This is a genomic window from Acinetobacter sp. YH12251 (genome assembly GCF_013417465.1).
In the GTDB taxonomy this organism is placed as follows: Bacteria; Pseudomonadota; Gammaproteobacteria; order Pseudomonadales; family Moraxellaceae; genus Acinetobacter; species Acinetobacter amyesii.
The window spans coordinates 90,041-106,458 of sequence record NZ_VPDZ01000010.1 but is presented as its reverse complement, the minus strand read 5'-3'; the positions used below and the strand labels follow the sequence as shown (position 1 = coordinate 106,458).

The 16,418-nt window shown below is 39.7% G+C and carries 17 protein-coding genes; 6 read left to right on the top strand and 11 right to left on the bottom strand.

Annotated elements, in window-relative coordinates; all coding sequences use genetic code 11:
* The first annotated feature begins 32 nt into the window (after positions 1 to 32).
* A complete protein-coding gene (locus FTV27_RS10535; RefSeq protein WP_180078415.1) occupies positions 33 to 266 on the top strand; it encodes a hypothetical protein in 234 nt (77 codons plus the stop codon).
* A gap of 338 nt (positions 267 to 604) precedes the next feature.
* Here the strand turns inward: FTV27_RS10535 and FTV27_RS10530 are convergent, their stop codons facing one another.
* The 4 genes from FTV27_RS10530 to FTV27_RS10515 form a co-directional block, all read right to left on the bottom strand.
* Positions 605 to 1,459 carry an EamA family transporter gene (locus FTV27_RS10530; RefSeq protein WP_180078413.1) on the bottom strand — a complete coding sequence of 285 codons (855 nt, stop codon included), beginning with the start codon at positions 1,457 to 1,459 and terminating at the stop codon, positions 605 to 607.
* 111 nt (positions 1,460 to 1,570) lie between these two features.
* Entirely contained in the window at positions 1,571 to 2,608 is a 1,038-nt protein-coding gene (fba, locus tag FTV27_RS10525; protein ID WP_078188695.1) for a class II fructose-bisphosphate aldolase, read from the bottom strand.
* Positions 2,609 to 2,730: 122 nt separating this feature from the next.
* Positions 2,731 to 3,006 carry a hypothetical protein gene (locus FTV27_RS10520; protein WP_078193510.1) on the bottom strand — a complete coding sequence of 92 codons (276 nt, stop codon included), beginning with the start codon at positions 3,004 to 3,006 and terminating at the stop codon, positions 2,731 to 2,733.
* A 151-nt stretch (positions 3,007 to 3,157) separates the two neighbouring features.
* Positions 3,158 to 4,345: a phosphoglycerate kinase gene (locus FTV27_RS10515; RefSeq protein ID WP_180078411.1), complete on the bottom strand. Its 1,188-nt coding sequence runs from the start codon at positions 4,343 to 4,345 to the stop codon at positions 3,158 to 3,160.
* A 140-nt stretch (positions 4,346 to 4,485) separates the two neighbouring features.
* On the opposite strand from FTV27_RS10515, the gene FTV27_RS10510 reads away from it, so the two are divergent.
* The 4 genes from FTV27_RS10510 to FTV27_RS10495 all read left to right on the top strand — a co-directional run bounded on the left by FTV27_RS10510 (position 4,486) and on the right by FTV27_RS10495 (position 7,377).
* Positions 4,486 to 4,869, top strand: a complete 384-nt coding sequence (locus tag FTV27_RS10510; protein WP_078188698.1) for a DUF2237 family protein — start codon at positions 4,486 to 4,488, stop codon at positions 4,867 to 4,869.
* Positions 4,869 to 5,462, top strand: coding sequence for a nucleoside triphosphate pyrophosphatase (locus FTV27_RS10505; RefSeq protein WP_180027243.1), 594 nt, complete (start codon positions 4,869 to 4,871; stop codon positions 5,460 to 5,462). The genes FTV27_RS10510 and FTV27_RS10505 overlap by 1 nt, the downstream gene beginning before the upstream one ends.
* Before the next feature lie 106 nt (positions 5,463 to 5,568).
* Complete coding sequence (locus tag FTV27_RS10500) at positions 5,569 to 6,114, top strand: hypothetical protein (RefSeq protein WP_162689708.1); 546 nt, start codon at positions 5,569 to 5,571, stop codon at positions 6,112 to 6,114.
* Positions 6,115 to 6,210: 96 nt separating this feature from the next.
* Positions 6,211 to 7,377 (top strand): cupin domain-containing protein, encoded by a 1,167-nt coding sequence (locus FTV27_RS10495; protein WP_180078409.1) that lies wholly within the window; start codon positions 6,211 to 6,213, stop codon positions 7,375 to 7,377.
* A gap of 51 nt (positions 7,378 to 7,428) precedes the next feature.
* Here FTV27_RS10495 and FTV27_RS10490 read toward each other — a convergent pair whose 3' ends face one another.
* The 6 genes from FTV27_RS10490 to FTV27_RS10465 form a co-directional block, all read right to left on the bottom strand.
* Complete coding sequence (locus FTV27_RS10490) at positions 7,429 to 8,124, bottom strand: hypothetical protein (RefSeq protein ID WP_180078407.1); 696 nt, start codon at positions 8,122 to 8,124, stop codon at positions 7,429 to 7,431.
* A gap of 23 nt (positions 8,125 to 8,147) precedes the next feature.
* On the bottom strand, positions 8,148 to 10,040 hold the full coding sequence (locus FTV27_RS10485) for an ATP-binding protein (RefSeq protein WP_180078405.1): 1,893 nt from the start codon (positions 10,038 to 10,040) through the stop codon (positions 8,148 to 8,150).
* On the bottom strand, positions 10,040 to 10,723 hold the full coding sequence (locus FTV27_RS10480) for a response regulator transcription factor (protein WP_078188703.1): 684 nt from the start codon (positions 10,721 to 10,723) through the stop codon (positions 10,040 to 10,042). Before FTV27_RS10480 ends, FTV27_RS10485 begins: the two co-directional genes overlap by 1 nt.
* 225 nt (positions 10,724 to 10,948) lie before the next feature.
* Positions 10,949 to 11,728 carry a glutathione S-transferase N-terminal domain-containing protein gene (locus FTV27_RS10475; protein ID WP_180078403.1) on the bottom strand — a complete coding sequence of 260 codons (780 nt, stop codon included), beginning with the start codon at positions 11,726 to 11,728 and terminating at the stop codon, positions 10,949 to 10,951.
* Between the two features lie 147 nt (positions 11,729 to 11,875).
* A complete protein-coding gene (gene rraA / locus FTV27_RS10470) occupies positions 11,876 to 12,388 on the bottom strand; it encodes a ribonuclease E activity regulator RraA (RefSeq protein WP_180078401.1) in 513 nt (170 codons plus the stop codon).
* 10 nt (positions 12,389 to 12,398) lie between these two features.
* Positions 12,399 to 13,064, bottom strand: a complete 666-nt coding sequence (locus FTV27_RS10465; protein ID WP_111883746.1) for an NAD(P)H-binding protein — start codon at positions 13,062 to 13,064, stop codon at positions 12,399 to 12,401.
* Between the two features lie 215 nt (positions 13,065 to 13,279).
* Between FTV27_RS10465 and rpsT the strand changes: the two genes are divergently transcribed.
* On the top strand, positions 13,280 to 13,546 hold the full coding sequence (gene rpsT / locus FTV27_RS10460) for a 30S ribosomal protein S20 (RefSeq protein ID WP_078188707.1): 267 nt from the start codon (positions 13,280 to 13,282) through the stop codon (positions 13,544 to 13,546).
* Between the two features lie 103 nt (positions 13,547 to 13,649).
* On the opposite strand, the gene FTV27_RS10455 is transcribed toward rpsT, so the two are convergent.
* Positions 13,650 to 16,244 carry a M66 family metalloprotease gene (locus tag FTV27_RS10455; protein ID WP_180078399.1) on the bottom strand — a complete coding sequence of 865 codons (2,595 nt, stop codon included), beginning with the start codon at positions 16,242 to 16,244 and terminating at the stop codon, positions 13,650 to 13,652.
* Between the last annotated feature and the right edge of the window lie 174 nt (positions 16,245 to 16,418).

The following is a 16,418-nucleotide window of genomic DNA, read 5'->3' as shown; positions in this document are numbered from 1 at the left end:
ATTCTGCTCAAAATATACTCAGGTCTCTCCCTATGCCTACAGCTATAAAATTACCTATGAAATTTCATTGCGAAGCGTGCAATACGGTTTATTTACAAAAATATGCGGGCGATATGCTCCATAGCTATCCAAACTGCCCTAACTGTAAACAACCGGGTCAATTACAAGGCACCATTGAAACACAAGATTTCCTAAAACACCCCGTTGCAGTGGGTAAATGTTATTTTGAAAATACCTTACAACGTTTTCAACAATTCACGCGTTAACTAAGCATCTAAAACTAAAAGCCCTCAATACAAGGGCTTTTTTAATAACGACATATTTAGCAACAATGTGAAAATAGAAAATTTATAAATTGGTCTGAACTTTGCTGAATAATTTGAATCAGAACAACAAATCAAGCAGAGGTGGGACATGTCATATTTACTACAAATGCCGATGAAGTTTGAATGCGGTCATTGCCATCAAATGTATCTACATACTTATCAATATACTGATCATCACTGCCCTGAGTGTCCAACCTGTCGATATCAAGGACTGCTCATGGGCGTGGCTGAATGGGATGATTTACTACAACACCCGATCGTTTTTGCTAAAAATTATCTTAGACATACATGGCATATGCTAAGCAAACCACACTCATGATCCCTGCAATCAAACCAAATACGGTTGCGACTCTCAATTTTTCTTTAAAGATGATGAGGCCCGCAACCACACCTAAAACCACGACCAAAATATTCATTCCAGCAAACACGATTGCAGGTGTGTCTTTAAGCAACATGTGGGCTTTCACATACAGTGCGATATTGGCAAAGTTCAAGAGACCTAAGCCCAATCCAGCGAGGATATTTTTGGTCTGCCCCAAACTGCCGTGCTGTACGATGTTATAAATGCTCGAAAGTAAAAATGCACAAATAAACACCAAATTTAAAGTCACCGCAAACTGCATGCCCAAACCTGAAGCAAATTTTAATAGCACATCAATCAGTGCATAGCCTGCCCAAACGCTTAATAAAAATAAAATCCCCTGCTTTCCATCAATACTTCCCTTACGCTGTGAAAATAAAATCAGCAATACCGCAAGTACACCAAGTGCGATACCAATGAGCTTAATGGCATTAAAATATTCACTGAAAATAAAATAGGCTGCGCTAAGAGAAAGCACAACAGATAAGCGCTGAGCCAATTCGGTTTTTAAAATACCTGCTGTTTGCAGTGAGCGTGCTAAGCAATAAAAAATCGTCGGCAGTAATACACCCAAAGCCGCAATTAAAACCCATGGTGTTTTATTAATCGAAATATGAGGTAGATCCGGCTTAAACCATAGAAAACATAAAATACTCGCAGATGCATAATTCCATGTGATCATTTGTGCAGGGTTAAAACCCCGATCACGACAGAGTTTTAGAATTACTGAAACGAGAACACTGCAAATCGCGGCAGCAAAGATCAATTCCATGACACGCTCTTATTCTTGAGTTGTATTTAAAGCAATTTTTCTAAGTTCAAATCAAAGAAAAGCCCACTTAATTGTGGGCTTTTCTTCAAAAATAATCTATCTCAAGACAAATTATTTATAGTGACTCACCATTTTCTCTAAAGAAATTGGACGAATCTTGTCAGCATTACCCGCTGTACCAAATGCTTCATAACGATCGATACAAATTTGTTTCATTGCATCAACAGTTGCAGAGAAGAATTTACGTGGGTCAAATTCAGCTGGTTTTTCAGCCATCATACGGCGCATAGCACCTGTAGAAGCAAGACGTAAGTCAGTATCGATATTAATTTTACGAACACCGTGTTTGATTGCGTCTACAAGTTGTTCTACTGGAACACCGTAAGTTTCGCCGATGTTACCGCCGAATTCATTAATTACAGCTAACCATTCTTGTGGCACAGAGCTTGAACCGTGCATTACAAGATGCGTATTTGGTAACGCAGCGTGAATTTCTTTAATACGGTCAATCGCTAAGATGTCACCTGTAGGTGGGCGAGTAAATTTGTACGCACCGTGTGAAGTACCCACTGCAATTGCAAGTGCGTCAACATTGGTATCAGCTACAAATGAACGCGCTTCTTCAACTGAAGTTAAAAGCTGAGAATGATCAAGTACGCCTTCAGCGCCTACACCATCTTCTTCACCAGCCATACCAGTTTCAAGGCTACCTAAACAACCGATTTCGCCTTCTACTGAAACGCCACACGCATGTGCCATTTGAACAGTACGACGAGTCACGTCTACGTTGTATTCGTATGAAGTTGGCGTTTTACCGTCTTCACCTAAAGAACCGTCCATCATCACTGATGAGAAGCCAAGTTGAATAGAACGTTGACATACATCAGGGCTAGTACCATGGTCTTGGTGCATAACCACAGGAATATGTGGCCATTCTTCGATTGCTGCCAAAATCAAATGACGCAAGAACGGAGCGCCTGCATACTTACGTGCACCCGCAGATGCTTGTACAATTACAGGTGAATTTGTTGCATCTGCTGCAAGCATAATTGCACGCATTTGTTCTAAGTTGTTTACGTTGAATGCTGGTACGCCGTAAGCATGTTCGCCGGCGTGATCCAAGAGCTGGCGCAATGAAATAAGAGCCATAATATCCTCCCAGGTAATGCCGCATATTCTACATGCTCAATCATTTCAATTCAGCAACAAATAACACTATTTAAAAAAAAATCCCTGCATTTGCAGGGACTTTTTAAATAAAGACAACAATCTTAGTGAGCTGCTGCTGCTGAAGCGGCTGTTTCAGCGTCAGCCGTTGCTTCGTCTGCAGGTGCATTTGCAATTTCAGCAGGAACATCTTGGTTCTTTTCATCCAATACTGGCTTATCAAGTTCATCAATGGCTTTTTGTTGTTCTGGCGTTGTTTGAGCATTGTCTACGGCAACAGCAGATGCTTCTGATTCCGTTGGTGCAGACTCTTTTTTAGCACAAGCTGTCAAAGTTAATGGTGCGATTAAAAGTACAGCAAGTGCAAGTTTTAAGTTCATCGTTGTTTCCTACTACTGCGAATTAGGTGTTGCGATGAATTTTATTGCAGAAATATTGCACTTTGATGACGGCAAAATGAATGGGCGATAAAAAAAGGCTGACCGAAGCCAACCTTTTTTAATACTGTACTATCTTATTAATAATACTAAATTAAGCACGGTCAAGAAGCGCTGCTACAGCAGGAAGAGTTTTACCTTCAACGAATTCAAGGAAAGCACCACCACCAGTCGAGATGTAACCAATATTGTCTGCAACTTCATATTTATCAATTGCAGCAAGCGTGTCACCACCACCCGCGATCGAGAAGCCTTCAGATTCTGCAATCGCTAAAGACAATGCTTTGGTGCCTTCGCCGAATTGATCAACTTCAAACACACCTACTGGACCATTCCATAGAATAGTTTTTGAAGTTTTCAAGATTTCTGCAAATGCTTTTGCAGTTTCAGGACCTACATCCAAAATCATGTCGTTGTCTGTTACATCTTCAACTTTTTTCACAACAGCTTTTGCAGCAGCTAATGAACCAAGGAAGTCAGCAAAATCAATTTCAGCAGCATCAGCAACAACAACATCTGTTGGAAGTGGTACAGATACTTTTGCAGCAATGGCTTTTGCTGTATCGATCAAGTCATTTTCACAAAGTGATTTACCAACATTGAAGCCCGCAGCAGCTAAGAATGTATTGGCAATACCACCACCCACGATCAATTGATCACAGATGTCAGATAGTGAAGTTAATACATCTAATTTAGTAGAAACTTTTGAGCCTGCAACAATCGCAACCATTGGTTTTGCAGGAGTTTTAAGTGCACGGCCTAGTGCATCAAGCTCAGCAGCAAGTAAAGGACCTGCAGCAGCCACTTTTGCACAACGTGCTACGCCTTCAGTCGATGCTTCTGCGCGGTGAGCCGTACCAAATGCATCCATAACGTAAACATCACAAAGTGCTGCATATTTAGCTGATAATTCAGGATTGTTTTTCTTTTCACCCACGTTGAAACGGCAGTTTTCTAGTAAAACCACTTGACCTGGCGCAACGTCAACACCGTCTAAATAATCAGTGATCAGTTGAACATCTTGACCCAAAGCTTCTGTTAAATAAGCGGCTACAGGTGCTAGAGACTGTTCTGCTTTAGGCTCACCTTCAACAGGACGACCTAAGTGTGAATACACCATTACAGCAGCACCTTTTTCTACAGCTGCTTTAATTGTTGGCAACGCCGCACGTAAGCGTGCATCGCTTGTAATCACGCCATTTTTAACTGGTACGTTAAGATCTTCACGGATCAGAACACGTTTACCCGCCAAATCTAGGTCAGTCATACGCTGAAAGTTCATGCATTACTCTCTTTTATTGATATCAAAACGCGACGATTTTAAATGATTATGCAGAAAAACGTTAGCTTCTTTTGCAGAAAAGCTATGTCGAGTCAAAGTTTTGTTATGATAGCGAAAAGCCTTATAAAGATTCAGTGCTTATGTCGATTCATCCAGACCCAAATATTAATCGTTTAAATGTTTTAGGCGAACCCTTGGCAAGCTGTTGTTTTGATCCGATTACCGGATATTTTAGAAATGGCTTTTGCCATACAGCAACAACAGACCTTGGTCAGCATACGATGTGTGCACAAATGACATCTGAATTTTTAAACTTTTCCCAAAAAGTTGGCAATGACCTAATCACACCTTTACCCGAAGTTGGTTTTCCAGGATTACAACCTGGTGACTTCTGGTGTATCTGTGTGACTCGCTGGGTGGAAGCGTATCAAGAAGGATTTGCCCCACCTATTAAAATACAAGCGTGTCACCAAGCGGCGCTGTCTTATGTACCGCTTGATGTACTTATGGAATATGCAGTGTAATGAGTACTCCCAAAATCATTTTGGCTTCGAGCAGCCAAACCCGTAAAGACCTGATGGACCGTTTACGGATTGATTACCACTCAATCGTACCAGATATAGACGAAACACCTCGTGGTGAGAACCACGCTGATGAGTTAGCAAAGCGACTGGCATTTGAAAAAGCTTCAGCAATTGCAAACCAACACCCAGACGCGATTGTGATTGGTTCTGACCAAGTCGCATGGCGCGAAGGCGCACCAGATATTTTTATTGGTAAACCGCTTTGCGATGAAAAAGCCATTAAGCAGCTTCAAGCCAACTCTGACAAAATCGTTTATTTCAGTACGGCACTCAGTGTCCAACAAAAATCGACAGGTTTTGAACAAACCCTTGTCGAGCACTATAAAGTGAAGTTTCGCAAACTTAGCTTGCCTGAAATTGAACGTTATGTTCAGGTTGAACAACCGTTACACTGCGCTGGCAGTTTTAAATGTGAAAGTTTAGGGATTAGCTTATTTGAAGAAATGATCGGGCAAGACCAAACTACACTCATGGGTATGCCGATGATTAAACTCTGCAATATTTTGCGTGAGCTTAAGATCTTAGTCCCATAATTTTAAAATCTTTATTTGTTACAGCATAATAAACACATCATTAGCTCTTTATGGGCTAATGATTAAAAAGTCACTTACTTATTTATTACAACCAAGAACTGAAAACATGAAAACGTTTAATTTAATTTCATCTAGCCTCATTAGCATTAGCCTTCTATTTTGTTCGACAAACGGTCATACCAATACAGTGAATCAAACTGTGACCAACTCTCAGCAATACAACAAAAACTTAGTCAATGAGTGGGTTCAATATAAATTTATCTATGCTGAATTAGAACAACAAGGCGCTGCGATGCAGGAGCAAATCATTCAACAACTGGGCACTAAAACCAAAACCGGTGGTAGTAACACGCCAGAACAACAAATCAATAAACTGGTTGCTCTAGGCAAACAAAAATTTGAAAGCATTCAACCACAAACAGTTGAAGTGAAAAAACTTCTAAAACTACAAACCGAAAATGTTGAAATGATGGCAAAAGTCATGCCGAATCATTTCAAATTAATGTCTGATAAAGAAAATACTAAAATTGACACCAATGCACATTTTGAGCAATTCATGAAATTTTCAGCGACCACGGCTGCTGCCAATAGCTATGATTTGGAAGTTGAAAAATTAGTCATGCAATATCTCAAAGACAATCCTTTAAAATAGTCTCAAGCTAATCGAAATAATTTAATGAAATAGAGCCTTGCTAAAAACAGGAATCTCAAGGGACAATATATCCATTGAAATTGTATGTATTTAGCTATGGCTCATTCTCTTGACATCCTCGGCGGTATCAGCGCTGAACAATTCCTTGCCGAATATTGGCAGAAAAAACCATTATTGGTTCGTAATGCACTCCCTGAAATTGCCCATATACTAGAACCAAAAGACGTTCTTGAATTGGCTTTAGAAGATAACGTCACTGCACGTCTCATCAAGCAAAAAGATCGTGATCCAAACCAATGGACAGTGAAATCTTCTCCACTACTTAAAGCCGATTTTCAAAAAATGCCGAAACTCTGGACTTTATTGGTTCAAGCTGTCGATCATTATTCTTTTGACTTAGCCGAGCTATGGAAGCAGTTTTCATTTATTCCGCAATGGCGTCGTGATGACATCATGGTGTCGTATGCACAAAAAGGTGGCTCTGTCGGGCAACATTTTGATTTTTACGATGTATTCCTCGTACAAGGCTATGGTCACCGCCGTTGGCAATTGGGTCAGATGTGTGATGCAGATACTGCATTTGTCGAAGGTCAACCGCTTCGCTTACTGCCAGAAATGGACGTTCATTTTGATGAAGTACTTGCTCCCGGCGACTTACTTTATGTGCCACCAGGCCTATCACATTATGGCGTAGCTGAAGATGAATGTCTGACGTATTCATTTGGCTTCCGCATGCCAAATGTCACTGAAATGATGGATCGAGTGACAGACAAATTCACAGACAATCCCCTACTTAAAAATCCATTAACTGACATTTTACGTGACCAAATCAGTGCGATCGGCCAAGTGACTGAAAATGAACTTGAGTATTTAAAAGAAAAGTTATTTGAACAATTGCAAAATTCAACCGTACTTGAAGATGCAATCATGAGCTTAATGTCAGAACCTAAATATCCTGACAATATTCCTGAAGCCGAAGAAATCGGCACTGGTGATCTTGAAGAGGCCTTAGATCAAGGCTATCAACTCATGTTAGAACCGGCTTCACGCTTACTATATACAGAGCAAGATGGTGATATTTTGTTTTGGGCAAATGGTGAAGGAATCTGTATCTCAGACGAATTTGCAATGCATTTAAAAACCATTGCCGATGGTCAAAGTCTAGCGCTAGACGAATCTTTATATGATGCTGATATCTTAGAAGATATTGCCATGCTATTAAATGAATCTGTGCTCATGCTTGTCCCAACAGAAGCTGAATAAAATCAATACAAAAGGGAGCGTCATGCTCCCTTTTTATGCTACTGAATAGCATTATTTTCGCTTTCTACGATTTAAAAAATCTTCGACTTGATCGGCTTTTTTCTCTACGATGACGCGATAAACCCATACTATCAACAACATAAATCCAATAAACCAAAGATAACGCATTACGCCGTATTGACTACCTTTGCCTTGCCAAATTTGTAGTTCAATACTTTGAAACTCCACATTCCTCGACTCTAACAAACTCAGTTGACTGGTCATGCTATTTGGGTCGTTGGCAGCATTGACTGAAAAAGGGGCACCGTCCATAACAAAAGTAAATTCTTGTCCTGCATCCAATGTTTCTAATCGTTCAACCTGATCAATACCTGCACCCATTTGCATAAGATTGCTTGAGGTTTGTTGAATAGCGGCATTGTAGTTATCAATTTGAAATTTTACAGATACCTCACCACTGGTCATTGCCCTACCTCTGACCAACAAGACTGCACGATATGGGTTTTGATTGGATGTCGCCGTGTAATCCACTGCAAAATTTTTAGTGTTTAATGTATTTATATCGCTTTGACTTTCACTGAGTAATTGTTGAATTTCTTCGGTACTTAACACCGCATGCTGGAACAAAATCTGCCCATACTCACCTGGTTTAGGCGCATGATCCTGCGAACCACAAGCTGCTATAAAAGTGACACAGCAGAAGAATGCAATGCGCTTTAGATGACTTAATATCGAATTGATCATCATTTTTATTATTTCAACATATTATTTTATGCAGCTGATTTTAAATTAATTTCTGTTTGAATAATGGTACAGCCTTGCTGAGAATGAATTTTGAAATTTCCGCCTATACGCTCCACACGCATTTTCATACTTCTCATACCGATACTCATGCCATGATTTGAAACACTCTCAACATCAAAACCGACGCCATCATCTTCAATAGTTAATAACAATGCGCCATTTTCGAACTGTGACAGCGTGACATTGACATGATTTGCTTGGCTATGTTTCACAATATTGGTCAGGCTTTCTTCAATCACTCGTATTAAAGTCAGACACTGAATTGCCGTTGGTTTGATCGCCCACTGCGAAGGAATACACCATTTGGCATTCATTTCCACTTCATCCATCAACTGACTAAAGCGATGTCGAACAGGTGCGATCCAGAGCAAAGGTGAATCTGGCACTTTACTGTCTAAAGATGATCCACTATCAATAATTTGCCTTAAATCATCGCGCAATAATTTCAACATCGACAAGAACTGTCTGTTTGGAATATTACTTTCACACTGATCAACCAAGATCATCGAGCGCACAATGGATGCGCCCAGACCATCATGCAGATCATGCGATAATTTAATCCGTTCCTGCAGGCGTACATTACTCAGTTCAAGCTGATGTTTATCATTCAAGCTACTACATAGTTCATCACTGACTTTCTGAACTTCAAATGCCAAATCATCATTATATTTTTCAATTTTCTGTATATTTCGATTGAGTCTCGCCCCCAAGATCACCACTATAAATAAGGTTATAATCGGTGAAGTAAAGGGGGATAAAGGTGTAAAATTTTCTTTTGGAAAGAGTACCAAGACCATGATGTCAGCTATGACTATCACAATTATCGCAGTCAAACAGATTGCTAATAAAATATAGTCCTTTCTTCGTTCTTTGAAACAAATTTTACACAGATAGAGGTAAGTGATAAAAAATAATGCACAATACAAAAAGAAAATAAGGCTCGAAATATCTGCATTTTGTTCAAATGGCCAAATACATACCACACCAATCAGTGCAGCAGTCAACATTGTAAATGACAGTTCTATTCGTGGAAACTTACGCCCAAGAAAGCGTAAGATATAAATGCTAAAGCACTGAAAGTACAGCATTACAAATATCAGATTAGCTTTGGCAGAAAAAATCGAATCTGGGTATGGAAAGGTTTCAGTAGTCAGAGCATTACTGAGAAATAAAATCCACAACACTGTTGAAAGCGCAAACCATCCAAAACTGGTATCACGAGGACGCATCAACCAAATAATGAAGCAAATTAGACCCAAGACCCCAGAAAGAAAAATATTTAACTGTAATATGGTCCGACGTGTAAATGTTGTTTTTTCGGCTTGCTCTACCGTTGCCATGACATTGTTAAATATTACTGGGCCCAAGCCAGCATTTAAACTCGAGTAACCATACACATAGATCAAAGTTTCATTATGATCATGTTTGATTCCACTTATCGGTAAAATCCAATAGCGCGCAACATTCCAACTTTTAGAAATCGGTTCTTGAAGATTTTTATTGGTCCACAGCAAGTCGCCATTCAGAAAGACTGAACCCGTATTAATGATATAATCAATATATAGTACGATGGGTTCTGCCAAACGGGCATTATTTTTACAGTACCAAGACCAGTCTAGTTTATACCAAGCACCACCTTGATAACCTTCCCAGTCTTTATCTTCTTTCCAACGATCAGGTAATTGTGTGGTTTTCCATCCCGTTCTGGGTAATTCTTGATTGGATGGTGTTTTCACCCGTGAAATGCTATTTACAGTCACATTACATTGATCATTTACAGGGAAAACTTGCTCTGCATGACTCAAGGTCCCCCATACTAAACAGAGGATAAATAATAAAAAATATCCTCCTTTACGCATTATAAAATACCCATAGATCTTGCTGTACTCACGGCTTTTGTTCGTTTCGTTACGGCTAATTTTCGGTAAATATGTTTAATATGGCTTTCTACGGTATAGCGTGATACAAAAAGCTGTTCAGCAATCTCACGATTACTCAAACCTTGAGCAACCAAACATAAAATTTCTTTTTCACGACTGGTCAGCAGGTTTAAGTCTGCTTCATCGGCGACTGTTTGTTCTGGACTTGGTGCTTCAGCTTCAGATATTTGTTTGAGGATTTCTCGTGCAATAAATGGGTCAATCGGCGCCCCACCACGTAAAATACTCCGAATAGATAAAAGTACTTCAGCATCATCACGTTCTTTTAATACATAGCCTGTTGCGCCTGCTTTAATCGCAGCAAATAAGCTTTCTTGTGTACTCCATGCAGAGACAACCAAGATCATAGTATTACTTTCGAGGGAACGTATTTTTTCAATAATTTCGATACCACTACCATCAGGCAAACCTAAGTCAACTAAGGCTAAGGATATCGGTTGGGTCTCTACGGCTTGAATAGATTCTTTGACATTTTTGGTGAAGATAAGCTCTTCCCGCTTATAACCCAGCTCCGTCAAAATTTGACGTAAACGTAATTGAATAATTTCCTCATCTTCAACGACGAGCACAGGTACGGGTAGTATGACTTCTTGTGGTGACATGATTTACTTCCCCCGAAAAAATGAAATGTCTTTTACATTAATGAGTTTAATCCTTTTAGGATATCCCTATAATTAAGTAAATTTCTTATTTTTAATAATTTATTCTAATTCAATTGATGCAGCTATGATGCATTTTTCTTCTAATTTTAGACCCATTTATCATTACAATATGTGTATAGCCATCTGTCTGACTATACACTGCACTTAGCTTAAACTTGAGTAAGATTAGCTCAAATATTGCTTTTTCAGATATTGCACAATTTTTTCAGATTCAAAAAGTTCTACACCAGTATTAGGATCTTTCAAGTATGGCACTTGAATATTGTTCCCCATGATTTTTAACACTTGTTCACGCTTACCACCTTTTAGAGGTACATATTTACCAGGTTTTAAGCGCATTATCGCTAATCCTTGATCTTGCCAACGCTCCTTAGCCACATTATGAAAGGTATATGCCAATTCCATTTCAGACAATGCGCTACGTACGATGCGTGTATATGGACTCGCTTCAAAACCCCATAGTTCTAAGAGTTGACTTGGTGCATCACGATGGATAACTTTACGCTGCACCCACACCCCTTGAGCCCCATTAATTAAAGTTCCAACATAGGCAACATACGGAATTTTAGGATAATTGGCATATTTTTTAGGCGTTTGGCCTGTTTTGCCATAATGTTTAAATAGATGATGAATAATTTGCTGAGATTCGTACAAACGATCCCCAGTATTGTCATCCACCAAGAAAGGAAATTGTTGTTTTCCACCTAATTTCTGTACCTCTAAACGGTACTTTTTAGCCCCTTTGGGACATGGGTAAACCTCATAATCCAAATTAAGTGTGGTTAGTACTTCTCGTACACGACGACAATAGGGAGACCCTTCAAATTCGTACAGTTTAAGGGCTTTTTCAGGTTGTTTCGGATAAGGCGTCCCATTTGTACCACGTCCGCCCTCTGCTACGCCTGAGAGCAACGCTTGCGCCACTTTTAATTGATGCAACAACATACTTTTTTTCCTTTCTTTTTTTATTTCGTATTTTTATACAACAGCCGAGAGTCCTCAGCTGATGTTTGTATTTACTTTTTCACATTTATATCGTCGTGTATGAGCAAAAATCACGCTTTCATTTCACGACTAAAAATTCAAGTACACTTATAGAGCAACCAATTGCTCTTTTGAAACAACAATGCCGTTATTGTCAGCATAAATAAAATCACCAGACTGAATGTTTACACCACCAAAACTTAATGGAATATCTGTTTCACCCACGCCTTTGCGGTTACTTTTTTGTGGAATCGCAGCCAAAGCATGCACACCTAAATCAAGTTCTGCAATCGCATCAACATCACGCACGCAGCCGTAAATAATGACACCATTCCAATGATTCTTGACTGCAGATTCAGCAATCATATCACCCATCAAGGCACAGCGCATCGACGCACCACCATCCACAACCAATACTTTACCCGTACCATCGGTTGCCAATAATTCTTTAACACGAGAGTTATCTTCAAAACATTTGACCGTAATCACCTGACCGCCAAAACTTTTCCGTGCACCATAACTTTGAAAGAACTTACCATCCAATGACGGGATCACCACTTGTAATTCTTTATCTGGATGATCATCAAGTAAATCACAGGTGACGAATGGAACTGTAGACACGGTATTTCCCTCATTTAATTGTTAGTATGCGTAAATTATCATAAATCTCGAACTTTTCAGTCTGAGTTTGTGCCGCCTCGACCATAGTATGAGCCACTTGCTGTGCTGTCACTGGCTTAAATTTGAAACGATCAGGTACAAAATGCGAAAAGCGCATATAAAGTTTCTGTGTCGCATCTTCTAAACGTCGAGATTCATTACGCTCACCAAGTAACAGCGAAGGCTTTAATATCGAAAGTTGATTTAACTTTAAGGTTTTTAAATAATATTCTAATTCCCCTTTGACTCGATTATAAAAAAATGCGGAATTAGCGTCAGCGCCCATAGCACTGACAATGATCAAATGGGTTTCTGTATATTCTAATAATTCAGCAAAATGCGCATTGATGCTAAAATCAATTTGATAAAAATGATCTTTAGACCCTGCTTTTTTAATGGTCGAGCCTAAACAACTAAAGGCATGACTATAATCTCTCACATCATCCTGAGTCAGAGAAAGAAAGTCACTGATCACCATTTGTTGAACTTTTGCCAGTCCATTCAGTTCATGGTCACGTTGACGTACAACAGCCGTAATATTCTTACATCCTGTATTTTGACTGAGCTGACGAACCAGTTCCCGCCCGACCAATCCTGTTGCCCCAATGACAATTGCATTCTCTATACTTTTAGTCATTTTTCATACAATCTCAATCACTTTAGACTAATCTAACGTTTTCTTTAAAATTTTTCTGCATCTAAAATGTTGTCAAAGCATGTCAAGACTTGACTTAAGCGCTTAGTTTAATCACAATATGGCACTTGTTTACGGGCTGGTGATAGTTCTTCTGATGTTGGTTTTCAGATGTAATTTCAGCCCGCCCAGACCAATCTATTTCAAGGAGTGCACGAGTGGCAAACTCTGCTCAAGCAAAAAAACGTGCTCGTCAAAACGTTAAAGCACGTCAACACAACGCAAGCTTACGTTCTATGGTTCGTACTTATCTTAAACGCACAGTAGCTGCTATTGCTGCTGGTGATTATGCTGTCGCTACAGAAGCTTACAAAAAAGCTGTTCCTGTTATCGATCGTATGGCTGATAAAGGCATCATCCATAAAAACAAAGCTGCTCGTCATAAGAGCCGTTTAAATGCACAAGTTAAAGCTTTAGCTAACTAATTTGTTGCGATGAAAAAAGCCCTTTTTAGGGCTTTTTTTGTGCCTATAGATTTTTAAAAGCAAAAAATAAGGTCCTTATTGGACCTTATTTTCTATTTACAGATTATTTATTGATCAGCCTCATATTCGTCGCTGATAAATATATCCATAATAAGTTTTGGCTTGCTGTCAAATTTGTCCAACGTTGATTGCCACCATTGGTACAGCTATATCGAATTAAATCCGCACGGTTATTCTGCAAACGTCCCGTATTTAAATCCATACATTGACCACTTTGACGAATCGTTGTAGTCGCAGGGTCCATGGTCCAAATTTGGTTGGTTTGGTTTAACACACAACGTTCTAGCGTCACTTTAGCTGAACCACCATTGCCTGTAATGCATTGATCGGGATTTGACTTACTGTGTATACGACCAATTGCATCATATACCCACTGTTCCGATTCGTCCGCAGTACATCCGCTTGGACCACTAATATATAAGTTTAATTTTCCATCGGTTAATGTTTCTGCTTTCAAACAGTTGTTACCATTTTTGATCAATGTTGCCTGATCAAACAAACCTTCCTGAGATACTGAAAGCTTTGTCATAAATGCTTCGAGTGCGCTTTGTGCCTCAGGAACTTGATTGGTTAGGTCTTGTGCATACACATTCATCCAACGATTTAGTCGGTATGCTGTGTTTTGTTGCGATTCATAACGGGTTAATTGCTGACGCGCCACACTATTCATCAATGACTTGTCATTTTTATATGACTCATACAGCATTTTTTCAGTTGGATTTAGTGCAACAACAGCATTTACAGCTTGCGCTTCCAAAGCACTTTCTAATTGAGGAAGTTCGATAGCACGCAATGCACTATAACCATGCTGACGCCCAATTTTGACAGCCGGCTTGATCGCTGTGCTGTAGACTGGAATATCAATATTTGCTAATAACTTGGCTTCTTCACCTGCTTTTTTACAATACAAATCAACTTTCTGTGGTTGATCTGCCAAAGCTAAATTGACATGCAATTTATTGGCATTACTGCCTAATCGTGCAGGTGCTAAAGCAATATTGTTGACTTTATTCGTGTATTGCACATTCAACCAACATGCCGCTTGATCCAAAGCGGTATTGGCAGCATTTAAGTCATACACATTACCCCAGTTTGAACGTGCAGCAGGATACAACAAACCAACTTGATTGACTGGATCATAGCCTCCTAAAATGGTAATTACGGGCTGACCAAAGACCCGTGGTCGTGGATAATTTTGATCTGCGTTATACCAAACCGGAGCCGTAGAATTTGGCATCTTCGGTTGAGCGACTTCCATTTCACGAGTGGTTTTGTTCCATTTTTTGTAGCCGGTAGGCGAAGTTTCATCCCAGACATAACGGTCAAAGTGTGGTTGAATTTTCAGGAATGTGCTGTAACCCGTATAGTGTGTGTAGCGTGATACATTACTATCAGGATACCCGCCGGACATGGCATCTTTTCCGTACGGAAACAAATTTTTAAAATTTGGGATACCATTCGCTCCATCCCACTTCCATGTCGCCGTCCATGATAGATTTCCGCGCATCATATTGCGATTGGCAATATAACCCCATCCACTGTCCGCATGATGTGCAGCCCAAAATAGATTGTCACCTACCTGACCAGGGTAATGTCCTAAACCATAGTGATGGCCAATTTCATGGCTAAATTCATTCCCTACAGAATCATAAAGCGTGAGCATGCCATTACCACCACTCAGTCCATGAGTATGCACACCATTGGCATAGTTCCCCTTCGTATGATGGACAACTACTGTTTGGGTTAATTGTGGCTGACTTTGGTTGGCCATAGATGCACTGGTAATACCCCAGTTAGCAAGGTTTATACCAACACTAAAGGTTGATTTACCGACATCCTCACGCATGTCTCCTGCATAAACACCACCATCTCCGGCACTTTTACTGTCATAAATAACACCTGAAGATACCATTGCACGTGTTAACTGAATATCATCATATTGTGCAACCGTCATTTCCGCTGCAGGAATGGTTTGGAAATAATCTGTGCCCGCTTTTTCAGGCTCTAGTAGCATATAGTGGCCGGTAGAATTTGGCTTATCTGCCAACATACCAACACGGATATTATTTAAAACCAATTCCCCTGGTGCAGCAAAATCGATTTTATCCTCAGCCAATTCACCGCTGGCTTTATTTGCGTCGATAAATTTTAATCTTAGACCGGGTTTAACTTCATCCCAATTAAGTTTTGTGGTCCACGCGCGTTTACTGTACCAAACATCTGGACGACCTCTTTGCCCACTCTGGTCTGAAACAGGCATTTGCGTCGGATCATCCAATGTCGCGGTACGAATTAAGCGGTTGTTTTGATAGATTTCTACTTTGAGTTGCTTGATGTTTTGCATATCAAGTGTTGGCGTCACGATAAGCAGCGCTTCTTTTTCACTGGTTAACCGTGGCATTTTCTTGGATTCGTTCGCATTCGGATCGACGACATGACTTTGACCAAATTGAACTTGCGCTGAAAAGTTGCCGACTAAATCATTTCGTATTTCACGAACAGCATCATTTGCATCGTAGTCATAAAAGCCAATACTGGTATCATCGACTATGTCTTGGGTCGGTTCTGGATAATTTGCAGTTGATGCAGAACCACTTGAACTATCACCACCACCTCCACCACCACAAGCAACTAACATTAATGACACAATACAAATTGATAATTTGTTATATGAAAAATCTATCACACTTTTCACTACTATTCCCCAATTAGCCACAAAAAAATCCAATAAAGAGACTTACATAAAAATATATAAATCAATAATTTACAACAAATTTAATGCTATTTTCTTTTTTTAATCATTCAATTGCCG